The sequence below is a fragment of the Streptomyces sp. NPDC005408 genome, assembly GCF_040606445.1.
Lineage (GTDB): Bacteria > Actinomycetota > Actinomycetes > Streptomycetales > Streptomycetaceae > Streptomyces.
On sequence record NZ_JBEXEX010000025.1, the window covers coordinates 15,516 to 39,350 of the forward strand.

Below are 23,835 nucleotides of genomic sequence, written 5' to 3' on the forward strand. Positions count from 1 at the left end.
GACGCAGCAGCGCGAAGGAGCGCGCCCCGGTCCCGGCCAGGACCGGGGCGCTTCAATGCCGCAAGATCCGGAAGACACCCCCTACGTGCCGGTTCCGCGCTCGGGGGCCGGGGCCGGCAGCTGATCCGGCTCGGGCACCTGGCGCAGGGCCTGGCGGACCGACCAGAGCACGGACACCAGCGGTACGGCCACCACCGCGCCCAGCACTCCGGCCGCGATGGCGCCGCCGATGACGGTGAGCGCGACCACCACCGGGTGCAGCCGGACCGCCCAGCTCATCACGATCGGGTGCAGCAGATGGCCCTCGATCTGCCCGATGACCACGATGAGCGCGATGACCAGGACCGCGATCAGCGGGCCTTTGGCCGCCAGCGCCACGACGGCGGCGACCGCGAGGGCGATGGGCGAGCCGATGAGCGGAATGAAGGCGGCGAAGAACTCCAGCAGGGCGAGTGGGACCGCGAGCGGCACGCCGAGAATGTAGAGGGCCACACCGACCAGGACCGCGTTGGTCCCCGCCACCAGCACGATGCCGTGGGTATAGCCCGTGAAGGTCCGCCAGGCCGCGCGGCCCGCGACCGACACCCGCTCCCGCGCGGCCGACGGAAGCTGCCGGCAGAACCAGCCCCACTGCCGGTCGCCGGAGTGGATGAAGAACACCGAGCAGAACAGGGCCAGGATGAACACGGTCACGACCGCGACCAGCCGGCCGGCGCCGCTGATCGCCGTACTGATCAAGGTGGCGCGGTGGCTGGACAGGAACTCCCCGATCCGGGACTGGAGGTCGTTCAGTGCCTCGGGATTGAGCCGGAACGGCGGCCGTTCGAGCCAGCGCTCGATCCTGCCGACGCCTGCCCGGAACTCCCGTTCCAGCCCCTCCCGCTCACCCGCCACCGCCGCGCCGATCAGGGCCAGGATCCCGAGGACGAGGGCAATGCTGCCCAGCAGGGACACGGCCACGGCGAGGGGGCGCGGCACTACGCGCCCCAGGAGGTCGGCCACCGGCCGCAGCATCGCGGTGATGACCAGGCCGAGGAAGACGGCCACGGCGATCTCGTGAAACCGCCCCAGCACGGAGAAGAGGGCGTACACGAGACCGCCCACCACGAGGATCCGCCAGGCGTACGCGGCAGCCGTCTGCAGGCCGGGGAGCACCTTGAGCTCGCCGCCGCGCCGCGAGCGGGGCGGTGGACGGCCGCCCCGGTTCGGGGCGGGAGGGCGGCTGATGCCCTGCATGGCCTGACGCGTCGCGGTACGGATCCGGTGCCGGCGCCCGGCGGAGGGCACGCCGGGGTCCGGATTCCTGGGCTGCTGATCCGATGGCCTGGACATCCAAGAGCACGTACCACCCCGGCCCTCTCCTGCCACGCCACCTGCGTGATATTCGCCCGAAGGCACCCGGACCCCTGCCCGGCGAAGGCGGCGGGCCTTTGATCCGCCTCCCGGTCCACCGGGGGAGCGTGCGTGGTGACGCGTTTGAGCCCCGGTGGGGCAGGGCCCTGCCGGAGGGGGGTCGCTCACGGGATATCTTGATGTCGAGCAATGTTGCAGACGTGGAGCGGAGCACCCGGTGACTGACTCGACCATCATCTATACACACACTGACGAGGCCCCGGCCCTGGCGACGTATTCGTTCTTGCCTGTGGTCGAGGCGTACGCCTCGACGGCCGGTGTCACTGTGGAGAGCCGTGACATCTCGCTGGCGGCGCGGATCATCTCCAGCTTCCCCGAGCGCCTCGATGAGAACCAGCGCATCGACGACGCGCTCGCCGAGCTCGGTGAGCTGGCCAAGACTCCCGGGGCGAACATCATCAAGCTGCCGAACATCTCGGCTTCGATTCCGCAGCTCAAGGCTGCGATCGCCGAGCTGCAGCAGCAGGGCTACGCGCTGCCGGACTACCCGGACGACCCGAAGACCGACGAGGACAAGGACGTCCGCGCGCGTTACGACAAGGTCAAGGGCAGTGCCGTCAACCCGGTCCTGCGCGAGGGCAACTCCGACCGCCGTGCCCCGGCGTCGGTGAAGAACTACGCCAAGACGCACCCGCACCGGATGGGCGCCTGGACGGCCGACTCGAAGACGAACGTCGCGACGATGGGCGCCGACGACTTCCGTTCCACCGAGAAGTCCGCGGTCGTCCCCGAGGCCGGTTCGCTGCGTATCGAGCTGGCCGGGAGCGACGGCACCACCACCGTCCTGCGCGAGTCGGTGCCCGTCCTCGCGGGCGAGGTCGTGGACGCGTCCGTGATGCGGGTCGCCGCGCTCGAGGAGTTCCTCAAGGAGCAGATCGCCCGCGCCAAGGCCGAGGGCGTGCTGTTCTCCGTGCACCTCAAGGCCACGATGATGAAGGTCTCCGACCCGATCATCTTCGGCCATGTGCTGCGCGCGTTCTTCCCGAAGACGTTCGCCGAGTATGGCCGGACGCTGGCCGCGGCCGGTCTGAGCCCGAACGACGGACTCGGCGCCATCTACAAGGGCCTGGAGTCGCTGCCCGAGGGCGCGAAGATCAAGGAGTCCTTCGAGGCCGAGCTCGCCGACGGCCCCGCACTGGCGATGGTCGACTCCGACCGCGGTATCACCAACCTGCACGTACCGAGCGATGTCATCGTCGACGCGTCCATGCCGGCCATGATCCGCACCTCCGGTCACATGTGGGGCCCGGACGGCCAGGAAGCGGACACCCTCGCGGTCCTCCCCGACAGCAGCTACTCCGGCGTCTACCAGGTCGTCATCGACGACTGCCGCGCGAACGGCGCCTTCGCCCCCTCGACCATGGGCTCGGTGCCGAACGTCGGCCTGATGGCGCAGAAGGCCGAGGAGTACGGCAGCCACGACAAGACCTTCGAGATCCCGGCCGCGGGCACGGTGCGGGTCGTCGACGGCGCCGGCAACGCGGTGATCGAGCAGCAGGTGGGCGCCGGCGACGTGTTCCGCATGTGCCAGACCAAGGACCTGCCGATCCAGGACTGGGTCAAGCTCGCCGTCACCCGCGCCCGTGCGACCGGCGTCCCGGCGGTGTTCTGGCTGGACGAGGGCCGTGCGCACGACGCGACCCTGATCGCCAAGGTCAAGACCTACCTCGCGGAGCACGACACCGAGGGCCTGCAGATCGAGATCAAGTCCCCGGTCGAGGCGACCGCGTTCTCCCTGGAGCGCATCCGCCGCGGCGAGGACACGATCTCGGTCACCGGCAATGTGCTGCGCGACTACCTGACCGACCTGTTCCCGATCCTCGAGCTCGGCACGAGCGCGAAGATGCTCTCGGTCGTCCCGCTGATGAACGGTGGCGGTCTGTTCGAGACCGGCGCGGGCGGCTCCGCGCCCAAGCACGTCCAGCAACTCGTCAAGGAGAACTACCTGCGCTGGGACAGCCTGGGCGAGTTCCTCGCGCTGGCCGTCAGCTTCGAGCACCTCGCGCAGACGACGGACAACGCGCGGGCCCAGGTGCTCGCCGACACCCTCGACCGCGCGACCGCCACGTTCCTCAACGAGGACAAGTCGCCCACCCGCCGTGTGGGTGGCATCGACAACCGTGGCAGCCACTTCTACCTGGCCCTGTACTGGGCCCAGGAGCTGGCCAGGCAGACCGACGACGCCCAGCTCGCGGAGGCGTTCGCGGCCCTCGCCAAGACGCTCGCCGAGCAGGAGCAGACGATCGTCGGCGAGCTGATCGCCGTTCAGGGCTCGCCGGCCGACATCGGTGGCTACTACCAGCCCGACGCCGCCAAGGCCGCGGCCGTCATGCGTCCGTCGACGACCTTCAACCAGGCCATCGCGACCCTCGGCTGACACAGCAGCAGGGGACAGGACGCTCTGCGTCCCTCGGCTGTTCCGCCCCGGTCGGCACTTCTGCCGGCCGGGGCGGTCCCGTCTTTGGCGGACTGCTCTCAGGCCCCGGTCTGGACCCGGCTCCACCGGCGCGATCCGTTGCGCGTCCCGTGCAGGGTGAAGGCCGTGTTCACCAGGGCGACATGGCTGAAGGCCTGCGGCGTATTGCCGAGCTGCCGGCGGGTGACCGGGTCCCACTCCTCCGAGAGCAGGCCGACGTCGTTGCGTACGTCCAGCACTCGCTCGAAGACCGCGTTGGCCTCGTCCTGACGGCCGGTCATGGCAAGCGCGTCGGCGTACCACAACGAGCAGGCGAGGAACGTGCCTTCGCCGCAGCTCAGCCCGTCCACCGGATCGGGATCGCCGTCGTCGAGGGAGTAGCGCCGGAGGAATCCCTGGTGGTCCAGCCGTCGTACCGCCTGCAGTGTGCCCAGCACCCGGCGGTCGTCCGGCGGGAGGAAGCCGAGCCGGGGGAGCAGCAGGGACGAGGCGTCGATGCGGCGGGATCCGTAGGACTGGACGAAGCAGCCCTGCTCCTCGTCCCAGCCCCGGCGGCACACTTCGTCGCGGATCTCCCGGCGCAACGCGCGCCAGCGCTCCGTGGAGCTGCGCTGTCCCGCCACCCGGGCCAGCCGCAGGGCGCGGTCGGCGGCGACCCAGGACATGATCCGTGAGTGGACGAAGTGCCGCCGGGGGCCTCTGACTTCCCAGAATCCCGCGTCCGGCTCGGACCAGTGCTTTTCGAGGTACTGCATGAACGAGGCCATGAGGCTCCACACATGGCCGTCGATGGGAACCCCTGCCCGCACTGCCGAGTACACCGTGTTCAGGACTTCGCCGTAGACGTCGAGCTGGAGCTGGCCGACGGCCGCGTTGCCGAAGCGGACCGGCTGGGAGCCCTCGTAGCCGGGCAGCCACCAGGCGGGTGTCTCCACCAGCCGGCGCTGTCCGGCCACGCCGTACAGCGGCTGGAGATCGGAGGGTTCACCGGCGACGGCCCGTACGAGCCAGTCCTTCCAGGCCACCGCTTCCTCGCGATATCCGCTGCGCAACAGGCAGGCGAGTGTGAACGTGGAATCGCGCAGCCAGCAGTACCGGTAGTCCCAATTGCGGTCCCCGCCAATGCATTCCGGCAGTGAGGTGGTAACGGCTGCGATAATTCCTCCCGTTGGTGCATACGCCAATGCCTTGAGGGTGATGAGGGAACGCATGACGACATCCCGCCAAGGTCCTTCGTACTGGCATTTCGCCGTCCAACTCCGCCAGAATTCCAGCGTTTTCACCAATGCCGCTTCGATGTCGGTGTCCGGCATCGCGGCCACGTGCGAGGGGCTCCAGCCGAGGACAAAAGCGGTGCGCTGCCCCGCGGAGACCGTGAAATCGATGGATGTACAGCTCGTGGTGACGGACATCTGTACGCTGCCGTCGCTGCGGAGGGAGACGGAGTCGGGTCCCGCCACCGCCGCCACCGTGCGGCTGTCCACGGTCCGGGTCCAGGGCACGACACGGCCGTTGTCGAAGCGCAGCTTCAACTCGCCCCGCATCCTGACCTGTCCGGACAGGCCCTCCACGATCCGTACGATCTGCGGGACCTCCCCGCGGGGCGGCATGAAGTCGGTGACCTTTACGGCGCCGCCGACGGTCTCCCACACCGACTCCAGCGCGAGCGTGTCGCCCCGATAGGAACGGCGGTTGCAGGGACGCCGGTCGGCAGGCGAGATCCACCAATGTCCGTTGTCCTCGGTGCCGATGAGCGAAGCAAAACAGGCGGGGGAGTCGAAGCGCGGCATGCACAGCCAGTCGATAGCCCCGTCCCGGCCGACGAGAGCCGCCGCCTCAAGGTCTCCGATGAGGGCGTAGTCCTCGATTCGCCCGGCCATAAGGGGAATTGTAATCCTGGGAAGAGGGAAAGGCGCGACCGTGCCAGGAGAATAGATTCCCGGCGTTCTCCATATACATCCGCTCCTGACCCCGCCGCTATTTCCGGTCTTGACCCTGCCGCGATGAGCGACGCATCATGAATGGCACATCTGGCATCGCCGGAGGCGATGACATTGATCACTCATCCGCTGCGCCGGGCCACTGACCCCCGGCCGCAACCGGCTCCTGCGACGGCTCCGCGCCGGCCCGCCGTGAGTCTTGTGATCCCCGTCAGGGACGGTACGTGCGACATCACCTGGCTTCTGGAGCAAGTGCCGGACTGTGTGGAGGAAGTGATCCTCGTCGGCGATCTGCGCGGGCACTCCCTGCGCGGCCCGCTTCCTCGGGGCGGTCGATGTCTGCGCACGGTCGAGCAGCGGACCGGGGGTGCGGGGACGTCTTCCATGCGGGCCTGCGCGCCGCGTGCGGTGACCATGTCGTACTGATCGACTCGAACGGCAGCATGTCACCGGGGGAGATCCCCCATTACCTGCACTATCTGGAGAACGGCTACGACTTCGTCAAGGGCTCGCGCTTCATCGCGGGCGGTGGCACCGTCGGCTATCCCTTGCTCCGCCGGGTCGGGCACGGTGTCCTGCTGCGCGTGGCCCGGACGTTGTACGGGCAACAGCTGACCGATGTCTGGTACGGCTTCTGCGCGTTCCGGCGGGAATTCCTGCGGCTGCTCGATCTGCGCGACGACGGTGTGGAACTGGGTGCCGAGATCGTGGCCCATGCCCTCCACTACGGGCTCCGTATCGCCGAGGTTCCCAGTCTGGAGCTGCCGCGCCGCAGCGGTGGGTCGAATGTGCGCACGGTCCACGACGGTGCACGCATCCTGAAGACTCTGCTGGCCGAGCGCCCGCGTACCGCGCTGCTGCGACTCGTTCCGGCGCCCCGTTTCCGTCGCGATGCAGCCCGGTCCACGGCCGGGTCCACAGCTGGGTCCGCGGTTCGGTCCACAGCTCGGTCCCCGGTTCGGGACGAAGCGACAAACAGTTAGATCTCAGATTGACCTGGTGCGAATCGTGTGCTAAGGGTGGAAATCAAGCTATTTCAGGCCTTGCAGGCGCAGTCGTCGGGAAGAGGCCCTCGTGTCCTCCCTCCAGGTGAGCCGGTCTCCGGTTCCTCGCGTTTCTCACCCGCTGCGGCGGGTGACCGACTGGCCTGCGGCAGGTTCGCGGCACTGCTCCCTCGAATCGCCGAACCCCGAAGCGCCGAACCGGCGGGGTGCTCACCCCGCCCGCCGGGCCTCGGACCGTATCGCCCTCGCAAGCCCCGTACCCCGAGCCGTGGTGCGCAGGCCCTGTGCCGCCCCGCGGCGCAGGCGGGCCCGCGCGGCTTCCTCGCCGGGCACCGGCAGCCGCCGTACTGACGATTCGGACGGCAGTCCCGCCCATCCCGACAGCCCCGACGGGCCGCACCGGACTCCGACTCCGGAGATCACAGCGGCCCGTCCGTGGTGCGCCCTGCCCCGGCGGCGCAGGTGTCTGATCCGGGGAGGCGACTCCTGATGGTGTCCGTGCTGCCTGCCCGCCCCCATTGGGGCACTCCCCATGTGCCGCAGAGGATCACCCGCAGCACCCGCGAGGAGATCCCGGCCGCCCTCACCCGCCCCACGGTGGACCTCGAGTTGATCGTCCCGGCCTTCAACGAGGAGCGCCGTATCGCCAAGACCGTCGCATGCACCGTCGACTACCTGGCGCGGCGGCCGTGGACCTCGGCCGTCGTCGTGGTCGACAACGACAGCGCGGACTGCACGCTCGAAGTGCTCGGACCGTTCGACGACGCCCCCGTCTCGGTCTATGTGATCGGCTGCAGCAGCCACGGGAAAGGAGCCGCGGTACGCCGCGGAATCGCGACCTCCGCCGCCCGCTTCGTCGGCTTCGTGGACGCCGACAACGCAACCCCCATCGGCACGCTCGACAGGGTCATGGCGCTGCTGAGCGAGGGGTACGCCGCCGTCATCGCCTCCCGGCGTGCTCCCGGTGCGCGCTACGAGATCGAACAGCCCGCCCTGCGCAAGTGCGGCGGGTGGATGTTCCGGCGGCTGGCGCAACTGACGTTGCCGGACATCGCCGACACTCAATGCGGATTCAAGTTCTTCGACGGCCCGCTCGCCCGCGAGGTCGTCAGCGGCTGTCACATCGACGGCTTCGCTTTCGACGTCGAGCTCCTCGCCCGTCTCTCGCGGAACGGTCGGGCCATCGTCGAAGTACCCGTCGCCTGGTCGGACGTGCCGGGGTCGACTTTCTCGGCCCGCCGGGACGGCCTGCGTTCCATGGCCGACCTCCTCCGGATCTCCCTCTCGCGGTGACTGCCATGACCGCACTCGGCCAACTCGCCAGAGCAGATGTCCTGTTCCTCAACTGGCGGGACCCCTCGCATCCGCAGGCAGGCGGTGCCGAGGCGTACTGCTACGAGATCGCCCGGCGGTTCGCCGACGCCGGAGCCCAGATCACCCTGTTCTCCGCGCGGCACCCGGGCTCGGCGCCGTACACCGAAGCCGATGGAGTACGGATCCTGCGCGCGGGCGGCACGTTCGGGGTCTATGCGGCCGCGGCGCGCCATCTGATGCGCCATCGGCATGCGTACGACGCCGTCGTCGACTTCCAGAACGGCATCCCGTTCTTCTCGCCGCTGTTCACACCCCACTGGACCGCCGACATCTGCGTCATCCACCACATCCATCAGCACCAGTTCGACATGCGCTTCCACTGGCCGCTGAACACCCTGGGCCGGGTGCTCGAGAAACAGTGCAGCAAGCTCGTCTACCGCGGCCGGCCCATGGTCGTGGTCTCGCCCTCCACACGGGAAGGAACACGTCGCGATCTCGGCTTCGGCAACCCGATCTACATCGTGCCGAACGGCAGTCCGCGACCCTGCACGGTCCAGGGAGCCCGCAGCCCCACTCCGGCGATCACGGTCGTGAGCCGTCTCGTACCGCAAAAGCGCGTCGATCTGCTGATCCGGGCAGTGCCCGAACTGATGCGCCTGCTGCCGGACATCCATGTCGACATCTGCGGCGACGGAAGCGAAGGTGCGCGGCTGCGTGAGCTCGCCTCCCGGCTGGACGCCGACGGCGTCGTCGACTTCCACGGCCATGTGAGCGACGAGCGCCGCGGGGAACTCCTCGCCCGCGCCTGGCTCACCGTGGTGCCGTCCGTCGCCGAGGGCTGGGGGCTCACCGTCATCGAGGCGAACGGTGTGGGTACGCCCGCCGTGGCCTTCGACGTACCCGGCCTGCGTGATGCGATCCGGCACCGGCACAACGGCTGGCTGCTGCCGCCGGATTCGAATCTTGCCCAGGGGGTCGCGGCGGCACTGCGGGAGCTGCGGGACAGCGCTGCGAGGGAGCGCATGGCGGACCGCTGCCGGGCTTGGAGCGCCGGGTTCTCCTGGGAGGAGAGCGCCGAGCGGCTGGCCGCGGTCGTCGTCGAGGAGATGCGGCGTATCCGCAGGCACCGCCGTTCGCGCCGCCGCCCCAGCGATCTCACGGTCGTCACACGGTTCCGGGCGGCGGACGGCGATGCCATGGAACACGCCATCAGCCGCTCGCTGCGGCAGACCGACGCCTGGTCCCGTCAGGGCAACGCCTTCCGGCTGCTCCTGCACGGCTGTGACGAGGTCCGTGCGCTCAGCGCGCTGAGGCGCCTGGGTGTCAGGGGGCCCGCGCTCACGCTGGCGAGCAGACAGGACATCCTCGTCAGCGGCAAGGAGGCGGCCGCATGACCTCCACGGGCTCCACGACGACGGACCTCCCGGTGCGGCCGGACGAGGTCACGGCGGTGCACGGTGCCCGCTGGATCACCGTCTCCGCGCTGGGTGTCGGTGTGCTCAACTACGCGTATGCGCTGGTGCTCACCCGGGTGCTGGACGTGGACGCGTACGCAACGTTCGCCGCGGGCCAGGGGCTTGTCCTGTGTGCCGCGACGGTTGCCGTCGTGGCCATCCCCTGGGTGCTGGCACAGTCGCTGGCACGCGCCCGTACGCAGGCCGAACGGGGAGACGCCGTACGCTTCGCCGTCTTCATCGGCACGGTGGGAGGGATCCTCGCCACAGGCGCCGTGACGGCCGTGGCCGTCCAATTCGCCGAACCGGCCACCACATTGGTCCTCGCAGCCAGCACAATGCTGATCTACGTCACCACCGTCAGCGTCGGCTGGCTGCAGGGCACCGAGCGCATGCGTACGCTCGCCTGCGTCCACGCCGGTGAAGCAGTGCTGAAGCTGGTGGTCGGGCTGCTGCTGGTGTCCGCGCTGGGGCTGAGTGACACCGGCGCCCTGGCGGCCCTCGGCATCGCGGTGCTGCCCTTCCTGATCTGGTGGCCGCACCGGACACGGGGCAGCGAGCGGCGATGGCTCGGCGCGGCCGCACACCGTGATCTGTGGCGGCGGGCCCTCGGAATCGCCTCCGTCCAGGGCATGGTGGCGCTCATCGCCGCGATCGACGTCGTGCTGGTCACGGCCCTGCCCGCCGAGCGGTCGGCCGCCGCGAGCTACCAGGCCAGCGTCATGATCGGCCGCATCCCGCTCTTCGTGGCCGGGGCGATCTCGATGGCGTTCTTCCCGGCACTGGCCAGACGGAAGGCCGGAACGCCCCTCGCCGCCAGCGCCGTACGGATGTATCTCACCGTCGCGCTGCCTTTCACGGCGATCTGCGCGACCGCGCCCGCGGCCGTGCTCACCAGGTTCTTCCCCTCCGGCTACGGGTTGATGAGCACACTGCTGGTCTTCACCGCGGTGTCCGGCTTCGCGGTGGGCGCGCTCAACCTCGTCGGGACCTTCTGTCAGGCCGTCGACGACTACCGCTGCCTGGGCTGGCAGTGCACAGGTGTTGTGGGCTGTGTCGTCGCCGTCCTGATCGGCTGGCGGGCAGCCGGTGTCGTGGGCCTCGCGGCGGGCGCCGCGTGCGGATCGGTGTTCGCGGCGGCCCTGCTCGTCTTCAGGCTCGTACACCGCCAGGGCATCGGCGTCTTCGCCCGGCTGCCGCTCGTGGAACCGCTGGTCCTCGCCGGAGTGCTGATCCTGCTGGCTCCGCTGCCGCGGCTGTGGCTGGTCGCCGCGACAGCCGTGGGAGTCCATGCGGCCGCGCGTTTCTTCCGGCACCGGGGCGCGCCCGAGGCACCCGTCCCGTCCGGCGCGGCGGATGTCCGGCTGGTCACTGACGCCGTATGGCTGCGCGATGTCAGACCGGCCGGCGCCGAACAGCTGCGTCGCGCGCTCACCGTGGCCCGCCGTAACCAGGTGGAGGGACGGCTCGCCCGCGCGTATCCAGGTCAACTCGGGGATGTACTGGACGAGGTGAACAGCGCCACCGAGCTCTTCCGGCGCAACCTCTGCCAGGTGACCGACCGGCTGCGCGCCGCCGGTATACCCACCGTCCTGATCAAGGCTGACCTGTCGGGCGACTACGTGTACGGCAACTTCGACCTGGTGGTCCACGGCGACCAGTGGCGAGCTGCCGACGCCGTCCTGTCGGACTGGTACACACACCGGGAGAGGTACTGGCTGGAGCGCTCCAGCAAGGTGCTGCTCGAACCGCCGCTCGGACCCGCCGCACATCTGCACACGGCCGTGTCGTGGTTCGGCGTCCCCGTCGTGCCCACCGACCGGCTGTTCGCCGGCGCCGTGCCCTGCGACGGACACGGCTGGCTGGTGCCCAACCCGGCGGACCGGCTGCGGATATGGCTGGCGCACGGCCTCTTCCAGAATCTGACGTTCGACCTGTCGGAGCTGCTGGCGGTCCGGGAACTGCTGCAGCCCGATGTGGTGGCCGAAGCCCAGCGCGAGGCCTCCCGCGAAGGCTGGCCCGACGCAGGCCGGGCAGCGCTCGCATCGGCCGCCGTGGCCATCGGCCGGCTCGACTGCGGCCAGGACGTCCGGCTCCCGCTTCCGCTTCCGGTCTCCACCTCGCTCCGTGCCGGGGCGGAGCACGCACGCCATCTCCTGCGCCAGGGACAGGCGGGCACGGCAGTCCGTGAGGCAGCCCTGAGAGTGCCGCTCGTCCTCACCAAGAAGCTGAGGAGGGCAGCCCGATGACCAGGACGCGTGCTCCGCTGCTCGTCGCGGCGTCCGGCCCGGACGGCGTCGGCAAGTCGACACTGGTCGGCCGGATGGCACCGATGCTGCGCGAGCGCGGCTTCGCCGTCGCCACCACGTACTGCTACGGCTGCATCCTGTGCCGCCGGTTCCCCGGTCCGCCGCGCTGGCGTTCCTCGGCACCGGAGCGGGGACGAGGCGGCAGGGCCACCCTGGGAAGCCGTCTCGACCACGCCCACGCCCTGCTCGACTCGACCGAACTGGCCCTCCGTATCGCGGTGGCACGCATGCGGGTGCTCGCGCTGGCGCGCGGGCGGCCCGCCGCCGTGGTGACCGACCGGGGGCCGCTGGACGGGCTGGCGAAATTCAACGCCGTTCCCGACTCGCCGATGGCCAGGCGGTTCACCCGCCTGGCAGGCCGGTACGACCTCACCCTGCTCCTCGAGGACGAGCCGTCGGTCCTGGCGGCCCGGGACCGGGACAACACACTGGTGCGACTCGGCGACTGGCAGGCCCGCTACCGGCACTGGGCACGGGAGCTGCCCTCGGTGATGTCGCTGAACGCGGGGACGACCCTGGCCGCCCTGTCCGCCGAAGCGGTACGCCTCGTTCTCGGCACCGAGCGGCAGACAGCCCCACCGGCGACCCTGCGAAACCACTTCCCGGGCAGGACGAAACACATCGTCGTCTCGGCCTACGACGACGTCCGCAACCGCGACTACCGCGGGGGCGGATCAGTCGTCGTCGCCAGGATGGCCGAGCGGCTGGCCAAGGAGTACGAAGTCACCGTCGTCACCGCGGCCCGTCACGGGGGCACGCGCAGGGAGGGCCGGGTCAACTACCGCTATGTCCCCGTGTGCTGGGCGGGTCCGCGGGCGGGCCAGCTCCTCTTCCAGGCCGCGCTGCCTCTCCTCGCCCGCCGGATCCCGCACGACCTGTGGATGGAGAACTTCACTCCACCGTTCTCGACCAGCCTCGTCCCTCTCGTCACACGGGCCCCCGTCGTCGGCATCGACCAGGTCCGCAGCGGTGAGGCCATGTGGCGCAAGTACCACCTGCCCTTCTTCCTCGTGGAGCGGCTCGGTATCCGCTGCTACCGCAACCTTGTCGTCATGAACGAGGCCGATGCGGTCGCCGTGCGCAGGCTGAGCCCCCGGGCGTCGGTGCAGGTGATTGCCAACGGAGTTGACGCGCAGAAGATCGACCCGGAACGGATCGGCGGCGGAGACTGCATCCTCTTCCTGGGCCGCATCGACACCACGCAGAAGGGGCTGGATCTCCTGCTGGCCGCCTACGCCAAGGCCCGCCCCGCGATGCCGCTGATCCTCGCCGGCAGCGGCACGAAGGCGGAGGAGAAACAGCTCGACGCACTCCTGGCCGAACACGGCCGGGGTGTGCGGTGGATGGGTCACGTTTCGGGAGTGGGCAAGCACTACCTCCTCCAGAACAGTGCGTTCGTCGTCCTGCCGTCGCGCAACGAGACCTTCGGCCTGGTGGCGCTGGAGGCCATGTCCTACGGCAAACCGGTCCTGCACTTCGGGCTGCCCACGCTGCGCTGGATGCGCGGAGCGGGCGACGTCTCCGTTGCGCCCTTCGACGTCGATCGTCTGGCGGAGCGGATGCGGCAGCTGGCCGCGGACGCCGAGTGGCGCCGGAAGCTGGGCCGCGAAGCCGTCGTGACGGCGCGCGAGTTCACCTGGCAGGAGATGACGGGCCGGTATCTGGCCCTGGCCCGGAGCCTGCTCGACTCGTCCGCCTCCCAGGGACGGCATCTGCGGGAGGAGGCATCCGCGTCATGTCCGGAGATCAACTGACCGCCGCGATCAGGGACGGTGTCCCTCTCGTCGTCCTGTCGCCGCATCTCGACGATGCCGTCCTGTCCTGCGGCGCCCTGCTGGCGCATGCCCGCTCCCGGGTTCCGGTGAGCGTCGTCACCGTATTCACCGAGGCCGGTCCTGCGCCGTACACACTGTCGGCCCGCCGCTGTCTGCGGCTGGCGGGAGTGCGCAACGCCGAGGAGCTGTACGCAACCAGGCGGGCCGAGGACCGGGAAGTCCTCGAAGGGATGGGCATCGTCCGGCGCCATCTCGGGTTGCCGGAGGGCCTGTTCCGCCGCAAGCCCGGTCGCCCGCCGGACGGCTCCCGACGGGTGAGCGGCCTGCTGCCCGAGTTGGCGCATGTCTACCCGACGTACCGTGTGCACCTCGTCTCGGGCCGGATCTCCCGCCATGACAGCGGCGTACTGATGAGTGTCACCGCCGCTCTGGAGGAGCTGCTGCCGCCCGGGCCGCGGCTGTTGCTCGCGCCGCTCGCCGTCGGCGGACATGTCGACCATCTGCTGGTCCGTACGGCCGCGGAGCTCAGCAGGCTCGGCTTCGGCTACTACAGCGACTTCCCGTACAACCAGCAGTACAGCCTCGACGACGCCTTCTCGCGGCGCAATGCCCTGGTCACGGCGACATGGCGGAGCGGTATCGAGGGCAAGGCCGCCCTGATCCAGGGGTATCGCTCTCAGGCCCCGCTGCTCTTCCCGGACGGCCGCATTCCCCTCGCACCGGAGGTCTACCTCCTGCCCCGGCGACCGGCGCCCGTGGCCGGTGCCGCTGCCACATCTGCTCGGGGAGGCGTGCGATGGCCGTGATCACGGCAGCCCGTGCGGCGGAGGCCGTACGCAGCGCGCGCCGGTCCATTCCCCTCGGTGTCCTCGCCGCGGCGGTCTTCGTTCTGACCGCGGGACTGCGTCTGGTGGGCGTGGGCCGCTCGTCCGATCTCTTCGTGGACGAGGTCATCTACCGGGACCTGGGCATCAGCGCGGCGAACGGCGGCTTCCCGCGCACCGACGAGGGACTGTTCTTCCTGCACCCGCCGGGCTTCTTCTATCTGCAGGCGGCCTGGGGAGAGATCTTCGGCCTCAATACGGACGTGGTCACGGGGGTGTACGAGGTCCGGGTGCTGAACGCCCTGCTGGCCGGTGGGACGGCTGTGCTCCTCCTGCTGCTCGTGGCGCGTGCCAGGTCACGCACTGCGGGGGCGGTGGCCGTGGTGCTCTTCGCCCTGGATCCGTACTGCATCCGCCAGAACAACCGGGCGATGCTCGAGACGGAGACGATGTTCTGGGTCCTGGCCGGATATCTGGTGCTGCTCCCCCTGGTGCTGCGGCCGCCGTCCAAGACGGCCCGCAGCCGGGCGTTGTGCGCCGGGCTGCTGTTCGGCCTCGCCGTCCTGACGAAGGACCACTCGGCGCTGATCACGATTCTGCCGCTGTTCCTCGCGCTGTTCCTGGGATGGGGGCCACCCCGACGGCTACTGCTGATCGCGCTCGGAGCATGCGTAGGCGCCTACACGCTGTACACCGTCATTGTCGCGGCCGCCGGCCACTTCGGCGCGTTCTGGGAGGCCAAGACGCACGGCTTCAACCGTCTCATCGGGATGGTGCAGGAGACGGGCTTCAACGCCCAGGACAAGCCGTCGCTGGCGCAGCGGCTCGGCGGGGAGCTGCTCACCTTCGGTTCCACATACGTACTGCTGGCGCTCGGCCCGATCGCTCTGGTGCTCCTGCTGCGCCACAAGGACCCCGTGCACCGGTTCCTGGCGCTGTTCCAGCTGTCGGCGGCGTTCACCCTGCTGTACGCACTGGTCGCGGGAACGCTGGAGGAGCAGGCGCTCTATCTGCTCGTCGTGCCCAATCTGGTGGCGCTGGCAGTGGCCTTCCCGGGGTGGCGCCGCGAACACGCAACCCAGGAGCGGCGATTCGCCCGCCGTGGCACCCTCCTGGGCGTCGGTGCCGCCGTGGTCCTTGCCGCCGCCGTGACCTTCTCCGGGGTGTCGTACGCCAACGTAAGACTCCAGACCGACGACGGATACGCGCAGCTGCGCCACTACATGGCCCAGCACGTCCCTGCGGGCAGCACGGTCGCAGCGGCTGACGGCAAGACGACCCGGGGCATCACGGGGTGGGTGCTGAAGGACAAGTACCGGGTGGGCAGTTGGGTGACACCCGGGGCGAGAGCCGGGGCCAACGTCCGCTATGTCGTGATCCCCTGGAAGATCGTGAAGGACGGTTACGGCCGCCTCAGCGAACGCGAGGCCCGCCTGCTCGCCGGCCAGGGCTCGCTGCTGTTCTCCACCCACGGTTCGATGTACGGCACGCTCGCCCTCTACGAGCTGCCGCTGCCGCACACCGCGGCCACCGCTGATCGCACCTGGCCCGGTCATGGCGATTAGTGGGCGACCACCCCGCGTGCTCCTGCTCACCAGTGGTCCCTTGGACGGCCAGGAAGGCGCGGACATTCAGCTGGCCGCGGCGGTCGCGCACGCCATCCCGGACGTGGACTTCACCTGGTTCAGACGGTGGCCCGCCCGGGGCAGTGGACCGCCCCGGGGGGTCCCCCGGGGCCGCGCCGTCCCCGTGGTGTCCTGGGACGGCATCCCTCATGTCCAGCAGCGGCTCCAGGTGGCCGCCGCCAGTGCGGTGCTCGCCCACCGGGTCGACCTCGTGCACGCCGTGATGACGATCGCCGACGGCTACCCCGCCTTCTCCCGGTTCTGGCCGCGGCTGGTCGGACGATGCCCGGTCCTCCACACCGTGCCCGGTGTGAGGGACCCGGTCCTGTTGCGGCGGGCCCGGCCCGTGGGCCGGACCGTGGCGCTCTCGGCGTCGACCGCCAAGGAGCTGACCGCCGCGGGATTCGGCCATGTTCTGGTCGTCCCGCCCCTGGTCCGGCTGGACCAGTGGCCGGCACGGCCGCGGCAGGTCGGACAGGTGCCGATGGTGCTGGTCACCGCTCACTACGACCCGGGAGGCGGCGCGGACGAAGCCGTAGCTGCCGCTGCGGTGGCCACTCGTGCGGGAGCGCGCTTCCGCCTGGTGCTGGCCATGCGCGGCAGGCCCCGCCAGAACCTGCGCGCACTCTCGGACGCGCTGCGTGCGCACGCGGAGCGGGAGGGGCTGGGTGACGTGGACGTCCGCGGATACGTCGAGGACATGCAGAGCCTGCTGGAACGCGCAGACGTGCTGCTCTTCGTCCCGCGCCTGCTCGGCGCCAAGGCGGACATCCCGCTCACGGTGCTTGAAGCACTGGCCACCGGCCGCCCGGTCATCGTCAGCGACCACGCGCAGTTCGCGGCACTCGGCGACACGGTGCTGCGGGCACCCATCGGGGACTTCCGCCGCACCGGGCATCTGCTCCGGCAGCTCCTCGACCGGCCGCAGTGGTGGCAGATCCTTGCCGAACGGGGCAGGGGCACGGTGGAGGAGCGCTTCGGACCCGAGCCTTTCCGATGGCAGTACACGCGCCTGTACCGGGAGCTGCTGGCATGAGTACGGGCCGCAGTCTCACGCTCATCGGCGCTCTTGCCGCCGTCGTCCTGGTGCTCGTCTCCCTCGCGGTCCTGCGCCCGGACGACAGGAAGCCGTACTACTTCGGCACGCTCCAGACGAATCCCGCCATGGCACGGACCGAGCACGAACACGGCATACGCGTCGCCCATCTGACGATCCACTGGGACCGGTTCGAACCGGCCGAGGGACAGTACGACGCGGCGTACATCGACAGCGTCAAGGCCGATCTGCGGGCCCTCCGTGAGGCCGGCGCCCTGGTCGAGGTCGGCTTCGGTCTCAACCATCCGCCGGGCTGGCTGTACGAGGCACACCCGGACGCGGCGTTCGTCGACCAGCACGGCGACCGGTACACGGGCACACCCAACATGGTCTTCAGCCGGGCCGTTCGGGCCGAGGCGGACCAGTACATCGGAAAGGTCGCCGAAGCGATCGACCTGGGCGATGTCTGGGCGATACGCGTCGGGGTGAACAGCTCGGGGGAGTTCAGCTATCCGGCTCCGGTCTCCGAGGGCGATGGCGGCGACTACTGGGCCTACGACGCGAACGCACAGGGGCAGGACTCCGCTCCTGGACGGCCGGCGACGGTACCCGCCAGCCCGTTCCCCGGCTGGCGTCCCGGGGAGCGCACCTATAACGGGTCGCCCTTCACCGCGAGCCAGGTGAGCCGGTGGTACGACTGGTATCTGGCGGCGCTCGCGGACACCGTCAACTGGCAGATCGGCCAGTACAGATCACTCGGCTACGACGGCCTTCTGAAGGTGCTGATCCCGGGTGCGGGCTTCTACCCGGACGACCATGCGCGGGCGATCGCGAACCACCTCGACGGATCGGTCGCCGCGCAGTTGGTCTCCCGCGGGACCGCCTACTTCCGCACCCTTCAGCAGGTCGGGCCGCGGAGGAATGTGCAGATGGTCTCCACGGCCCTGGTGGACGGCTCGGGAATGCCCCGGAACAACGGCTGTGCGGCAGAGGACGCCACCGTCGACGTCCGCAATCGTGACAGCGCCGAGGCACGCCGGTGGTCGTCCGTACGGTGGGTGGCGGCGATCGCGGAGCGCGACGGGTTCGCGCTCGGCGGCGAGAGCGCGGGTCCGCAGGTGGCTCCGTACTACGAGGGCGTCATGGACGACGCGGCCCACCAGATGAAGTCCTGCGGTCTGAAGGGGCTCATGTGGGCCTTCGACAGCCAGCTCTACGACGGAACCCCGGGCTCGTCGCTCCAGGACTACGCCAAGGTCATCGACCGCTACTCATGAACCGGGCCTGTGTGCCGGGCTGATGGCTCACCGCCGCGTCCCCCGTCGCCGCGTCGTTCGGCCCGCAGGAGCACCATGCCCGTGTCTCCGTAGTCGGGCAGCGTCGGATCCTTGCCGACGTGCGTGATGTGCAGCTTCTTCGTGTGCGGGGTGAACACGTCGTGGACCATGGCCCCGTCCACCGGGCAGGCGGGCCAGGCAACTCCGGCGCCGATCCGGTAACTCGGCATGTTCTCCATGAAGACGGCGACGAGATGGCCGCCCGGACGCACGGAACGGATGAACGCACGGCACAGGTCGGCGAATTCGGCGGGATCCTCGGTGACGCTCTCGGCCACGAAGCTCATCGACGCGAGATCGTAGATGCCCTGCGGTACGGCGCGCGCGTCGCCGGGAACGACGCGGACCTTGGACAGCGCCTCGGTGAGGGTGGCAGGCAGGGCCGGATCGAGGGTCCGGCACAGTGCGTGGAACGGCTGCCAGCTCTTGTCCGGGCCATCGCGCAGCTGACGGGTGAGATAGGCGATGTTGCTCCTACCGGGCTCGACGGCGTCGATACGGCGGCAGGCCGCTGCGGCCGGCATCAGCGGGTACAGATTGGGACCTGCGCCCCATTCGACGGACCGGCCGATGCTGTCGGGCGGGAACTGGCGGTAGAAGCCCGAGTGGTGGCGGATGACCACCTCGTCCGAGTGATGCAACTGCCGGTAGTTCTCGGTCAGATAGGCACAGACAGGCCACTGGTCCCAGTCCGCGTCGGCGTTGTGCCGGGGCGGACCGGCAGGCACAGTCCGCTCGCCCGTGGTCATGAGTGCCGCTCGTCCCGTGCGGCGGCAGACCCCGTTCCCGGCGTGTTCTCTTTGAGGGGGAATCGCTCGGCCAGCTTTGTGAGTGTCGCGTTGAGCTGTTCGATCTCCCCGTCGGTGTTCCGGGCGGTGATCTGGATCCGGAACCCGACCTGGTCGTGCGGCACGAGCGGGTATGCGGCGAGCGTGACGTAGATGCCCTCGTTCCACAGGAAGTCGCCAACAGCGTCGAGGTGCCCGCTCTCGGCGAGCGGAATCTCGATGATGGGCAGCCCGTCGGTGTTCGGCGTTGCGATGCCCAGGCCGCGTACATGCTCCAGAACCAGTGCCGTCTTGCGGTGGAGGTCGGCGCGGATGGTGTCGCCGCGGCGCTGGTTGACGTCGAGACCCGCGAGCACGGTCGCGAGCGACGCCGTGGGGGAGGGTCCGGAGTACAGATAGGGGGCCGCCGCGACCTTCAGGTGCGCCTTGAGATCGGTCGACGCGGTGAGGAAGGCCAGCAGCGACGAGTACGCCTTGGAGAATCCGGCGACCAGCACGATCCCCTCGTAGGACTCGTCGAGGTGACGCACGATGCCATTGCCGCGCATGCCGTACGGGGAGGTTTCGGCGGTGCTGCGTTCACCGATGACCCCGAACCCGTGCGCGTCGTCCACGTAGAGCAGCGCGTCCCTCGCCCGGCAGATGCGGGCCAGCTCCCGCAGGTCGGGAAGGTTGCCGGTCATGCTGTTCACGCCGTCGAGGCACACAAGACGCGAGGCGCCCTGCGCCGTGGCGCCGAGCAACTGGTCTAGTTCTTCGGGCCGTTCGGCATGGAAGCGTGAAACGGTCGCGCCCTGGCCGCGGGCCACGAGGCAGCCGTCGTACACGGTGCGGTGGGCGCGCGCCTCGACGAAGATCTGCCCGCCGCCCGCGAGCACCGGGATCACCGAGGCGTGGATCAGGGTGATGGTGGGCAGCACGAGGGAGTCCGGAGCGGCGAGCAGTTCCGTGAGCCGTTCCTCGATCTCCGGATAGAGATGGGGACTGCCGATGAGCCGCGACCAGCTGGGGTGGGTGCCCCAGCGGCGGACCTGCGGCCCGATGGCGTCCATGATCTCCGGATCGAGGTCCAGGCCCAGGTAGTTGCACGAGGCGAAGTCGGTGAGCCACTGGTTGCCGCTGCGGATGCGCCGGCCATCCACCTCGTCGATGACCGCGTCGCACATCCGGCTCGTCTTCTGCAGCCGCTCCAGGTCGCCCCGGCGCTGTGCACTGCGCAGGCCTCTGGTGGCCGGGAGACGGCGGCTCGCACGCCGATTGGCCACGGGCGACGACTGCCATTCGTGGTTGACGACGAGGAACCGCTGCGCCTCGGCGGCCGTCATCGGCCGCGCGAAGAGGAAGCCCTGCCCGAACCGGCAGCCCATGGCGGCGAGCAGGTCGCGCTGCCCGCCGTTCTCGATGCCCTCGGCGATGACCTGCAGCCCGAGGACGTCTGCGATGCGTACGATCCCCTCGACGAGGGCGACCTGCTGACCGTCGGTGACGATGTCGTCGATGAAGGACTTGTCGACCTTGAGCACGTCGATGGGGAACTCCCTCAGATAGCTGAGCGAGGAGAACCCGGTGCCGAAGTCGTCGATGGCGATGGACACTCCGAGGTCCTTGAGCGTTCTCATGGCGGTACGGATCTGCTCGTCCCGGCGTATCAGGACCGACTCGGTGAGCTCCAGGACCAGTGAGCCGGGGGCGAGGCCGGAGGTGTCGAGGACCCGGCGCACTTCTTCCACGAAGCCGGGGTCGACGAACTGGCGTGCCGAGACATTGACGTTGAGGTACAGCGGATCCGTCCTGGGCCGTGCGCGCTGCCAGTGGGCTGTCTCGGTTGCGGCGTGCTGCAGCACCCAGGCGCCCAGCGGCATGATGTGCCCGGTCTCCTCGGCGAGGGTGATGAACTGCTTGGGCGGCACCAGTCCGCGCAGGCGGTGCGGCCAGCGGACCAGCGCCTCGAATCCGGCGACTCCACCGCCGACGATCTCCACGATCGGCTGGTAACGCAGGGCGAATGCCTCGTCGCTGATCGCACTGTCGAGGCTGGCCTGCAGTTCGTGCCGTTCCATCATTCCCGCGTGCAGATCGGGCCGGTAGCGCCGCCACTGCCGCTTGCCGGCGATCTTCGCGGCGTACAGAGCCAGGTCGGCATGGCCGAGCAGTTCCTCGGCCTCGTCGCTGTCGCGTGCGGTGGCGACGCCCACGCAGGCGGAGACGCTGGTCGAACCGCTGCCCAGCCGGAAGGGCCGGCCGAGAGCCTGGACGACCTGTGCCGCGAGCGTCTCCGCGTCGTCCGGCTCCTTCGCGCCCTCCATCAGAACCGCGAACTCGTCGCCGCCCAGGCGGGCCGCCGTGTCGCTCAGCCGCAGGGCACCGGTGAGCCTGCGTGCGACGGCGACCAGGAGTTCGTCGCCGACCGAGTGCCCCATCATGTCGTTGACGATCTTGAAGTCGTCGAGGTCGATGAAGAGCACGCAGGTGAGGGTGGAGTCACGCCGCCCGCGCAGCAGGGCGCGTTCGATGCGCTCCAGCAGAAGCACGCGATTGGGCAGTCCGGTGAGTGAGTCGTGGAAGGCCCGATGGGTGAGTTCGCGCTCCAGCTGGCGTTGTTCGGTCACGTCGCGCAGGGTCAGGACCAGTCCGTGGACCGTCTGCTCGTGGCGGAGGTTGCTGCAGCGGACCTCCACTTCGAGGCTGCCCGCGCTGCTGTTGAGCACCCGCCAGTCGTCGTGGATGTCGGGGGCGTCCTTGGCGCGAGCGCTGTTCACCGTCCGCAGGGCCCGCTCGCGGTCCTGCGCGTCGACAAGGCCGGTGATCGGCGTGCCGCCGAGCAGTGCTGCGCCGAACATGCCGTCCGCGGAAGGGCTCGCGTACCGGACCGTATTGTCGTCGTCGAGGATGAGGATGACGTCCGAGGTGTTGTGCACGAGCGTGCGGAAGTACGCCTCGCTTCGTCGGCGGTTGATCTCCTCACTGAGCCCGACGCGCTCCAGTGCGAGCGCGGTCTGGGAGGCGAGGGACTCGATGGAACCCGTCAGGTCCGCCAGTTCCTTCTCGGGGCCCGCCAGCAGCAGTGCGCCGATCAGCGGCTCCACCGAGGGTGCCTTCAGGGCGAGCGGGCACACCAGTGCACTGGGCAGCGGGGACAGGGCGGCTGCGACGCCCGTACCGAGGTCTTCGACGCTGACCAGTCTGGTGCCGCTGGACAGCAGTTCCGGGACCCCGTTCTCCTGTGCGCCTGCCGCGAGCTGCCAGTCCCATTGCTGTTCGGGGGTGGCCACGGGGTGCAGGGACTGCCGCGCATCGACCACCAGGAGTACGGCCTCGTGCTGCGCGGCCGGGTCGAAGAGGGTGCCGGCCGCGGCCTGGACGGAGCAGGCGACCTCCTCGGGATTGACGGCGGCCACGAGCGATGCGGCGGCCACCCGCAGGCTTCTCTCGCGCGTCACGGCCTTGCGGTGTTCCTCGACCAGACCCCACAGCCGGGCCAGCACCAGCAGGAACATTACGGCGGAGAACACCGCCGTGATCCCGATGTCCCGGACGTTGCCGCGCAGGGCCTGCGACACCACCATGGCGGGCGCGACCAGGCAGGCAACGGCGAGGACGACGAGCCTGCGCTGGGCCATGCCCGGCTGCTGCTGAGGTGCCCGCTCGGTGAGCCGCACCATCGACGGGTGCAGTGCGGCGAGGCCCCAGGCGGTGAAGAAGACCACCCAGCCCAGGTCCATATAGGTGCCGACCTGCCAGGTGCCTTTCAGCTGGAGCAGTCCGTAGACCACGTCGGACACCAGAATGCCGATCGTGCCGATCGTGAGCAGCTGGACGGACCGGTCGCGCATGCCGCCGAGGGTGAGCAGCCGGACGAGCATCGCCAGGATGAGGACGTCACCCAGCGGATAGCCGATCGAGATCGCCTTCTCCACCCAGGTCAGCCCTTCGGTCTGCGTCAGCGGGTTGATCAGATGCACCCAGGACAGAAGCGCAAGGCCGCAGGTGAGGAGCAGGGCGTCGAGGAGGCTGGCGAGGTCGCGGGAGTCGCAGCGGTAGCGGATGAAGCCGAAGATTCCGGCGGCGAAGAGGGGATAGGTGGCGAGGTAGAAGACGTCGGCAAGCGAGGGGAACGGGTTCTGCTGATTGAAGGCGGCTTCGAGGATGTTGTAGGTGGTGTCGCCTGCGGTGAAGGTGAGGTTCGCGGCCGCGAGCAGCAGCCAGGGCCAGCGCTGGGCGGGGCGGTGAAGGTGAACTCCGACGAGAATGGCGGCGACTCCGCCGAGGCCGATCACCGCCCAGGCCGCGGTGTGCCAGGACGGGACGGTGAGGTAGACGACGGTGGGAGGAATGACGCAGAGCAAGTACACGGCCATCAGCCGGTGCGCGGAAGCCAGGTACGCCGGCCCCGCGGAGGGGCCCTGCGGCTTCAACAGCAGGTACGGTCCGGCGATCCGGGACGACTTCTCACCGGGCGGGATGCTGTCCACGGTGACCTGCCGGTGCGTCTCGCTCGCGGCCGTGTGTTGCTGACCCGTTCATACGCGCTTCCCATAACCCGGTGCGGTCGCGGCAGGCTCAAGCGGTCGGCACACCTGGAAGAATGTCTGTCTACGCC

14 protein-coding genes are annotated in these 23,835 nt (G+C 69.7%); 10 read left to right on the top strand and 4 right to left on the bottom strand.

All coding sequences use genetic code 11. The annotated features are described in order from the left end of the window. Window positions 1–81: 81 nt before the first annotated feature. Window positions 82–1,332, bottom strand: a complete 1,251-nt coding sequence (locus tag ABZS64_RS22870) for an AI-2E family transporter (RefSeq protein ID WP_355832568.1) — start codon at window positions 1,330–1,332, stop codon at window positions 82–84. Window positions 1,333–1,570: 238 nt separating this feature from the next. Here ABZS64_RS22870 and ABZS64_RS22875 point away from each other — a divergent pair, with 238 nt between their 5' ends. Next, window positions 1,571–3,790, top strand: coding sequence for an NADP-dependent isocitrate dehydrogenase (locus ABZS64_RS22875; RefSeq protein WP_355832571.1), 2,220 nt, complete (start codon window positions 1,571–1,573; stop codon window positions 3,788–3,790). A gap of 98 nt (window positions 3,791–3,888) precedes the next feature. Here the strand turns inward: ABZS64_RS22875 and ABZS64_RS22880 are convergent, their stop codons facing one another. Then, complete coding sequence (locus tag ABZS64_RS22880; protein WP_355832574.1) at window positions 3,889–5,709, bottom strand: glycoside hydrolase family 15 protein; 1,821 nt, start codon at window positions 5,707–5,709, stop codon at window positions 3,889–3,891. 395 nt (window positions 5,710–6,104) lie between these two features. Here ABZS64_RS22880 and ABZS64_RS22885 point away from each other — a divergent pair, with 395 nt between their 5' ends. From ABZS64_RS22885 to ABZS64_RS22925, 9 genes are all read left to right on the top strand, one after another. Continuing rightward, a complete protein-coding gene (locus ABZS64_RS22885) occupies window positions 6,105–6,752 on the top strand; it encodes a glycosyltransferase family 2 protein (RefSeq protein ID WP_355832577.1) in 648 nt (215 codons plus the stop codon). 510 nt (window positions 6,753–7,262) lie between these two features. Next, on the top strand, window positions 7,263–8,066 hold the full coding sequence (locus ABZS64_RS22890; protein ID WP_355832580.1) for a glycosyltransferase: 804 nt from the start codon (window positions 7,263–7,265) through the stop codon (window positions 8,064–8,066). Window positions 8,067–8,071: 5 nt separating this feature from the next. Further along, window positions 8,072–9,481, top strand: a complete 1,410-nt coding sequence (locus ABZS64_RS22895) for a glycosyltransferase family 4 protein (RefSeq protein ID WP_355832582.1) — start codon at window positions 8,072–8,074, stop codon at window positions 9,479–9,481. After that, window positions 9,478–11,790 carry a lipopolysaccharide biosynthesis protein gene (locus tag ABZS64_RS22900; RefSeq protein WP_355832585.1) on the top strand — a complete coding sequence of 771 codons (2,313 nt, stop codon included), beginning with the start codon at window positions 9,478–9,480 and terminating at the stop codon, window positions 11,788–11,790. The genes ABZS64_RS22895 and ABZS64_RS22900 overlap by 4 nt, the downstream gene beginning before the upstream one ends. After that, entirely contained in the window at window positions 11,787–13,604 is a 1,818-nt protein-coding gene (locus ABZS64_RS22905) for a glycosyltransferase (protein ID WP_355832588.1), read from the top strand. Before ABZS64_RS22900 ends, ABZS64_RS22905 begins: the two co-directional genes overlap by 4 nt. Continuing rightward, entirely contained in the window at window positions 13,586–14,431 is an 846-nt protein-coding gene (locus ABZS64_RS22910; protein WP_355832591.1) for a PIG-L family deacetylase, read from the top strand. The genes ABZS64_RS22905 and ABZS64_RS22910 overlap by 19 nt, the downstream gene beginning before the upstream one ends. Continuing rightward, entirely contained in the window at window positions 14,422–16,014 is a 1,593-nt protein-coding gene (locus tag ABZS64_RS22915) for a phospholipid carrier-dependent glycosyltransferase (protein WP_355832594.1), read from the top strand. The genes ABZS64_RS22910 and ABZS64_RS22915 overlap by 10 nt, the downstream gene beginning before the upstream one ends. A gap of 40 nt (window positions 16,015–16,054) precedes the next feature. Beyond that, on the top strand, window positions 16,055–17,110 hold the full coding sequence (locus tag ABZS64_RS22920) for a glycosyltransferase (RefSeq protein ID WP_355832597.1): 1,056 nt from the start codon (window positions 16,055–16,057) through the stop codon (window positions 17,108–17,110). Beyond that, window positions 17,107–18,387, top strand: coding sequence for a beta-galactosidase (locus ABZS64_RS22925; protein WP_355832600.1), 1,281 nt, complete (start codon window positions 17,107–17,109; stop codon window positions 18,385–18,387). The genes ABZS64_RS22920 and ABZS64_RS22925 overlap by 4 nt, the downstream gene beginning before the upstream one ends. Here ABZS64_RS22925 and ABZS64_RS22930 read toward each other — a convergent pair. Further along, window positions 18,378–19,196: a class I SAM-dependent methyltransferase gene (locus ABZS64_RS22930; RefSeq protein ID WP_355832603.1), complete on the bottom strand. Its 819-nt coding sequence runs from the start codon at window positions 19,194–19,196 to the stop codon at window positions 18,378–18,380. The two genes, ABZS64_RS22925 and ABZS64_RS22930, sit on opposite strands and share 10 nt — an antisense overlap. Continuing rightward, window positions 19,193–23,707, bottom strand: coding sequence for an aminotransferase class I/II-fold pyridoxal phosphate-dependent enzyme (locus ABZS64_RS22935; protein ID WP_355832606.1), 4,515 nt, complete (start codon window positions 23,705–23,707; stop codon window positions 19,193–19,195). Before ABZS64_RS22935 ends, ABZS64_RS22930 begins: the two co-directional genes overlap by 4 nt. Between the last annotated feature and the right edge of the window lie 128 nt (window positions 23,708–23,835).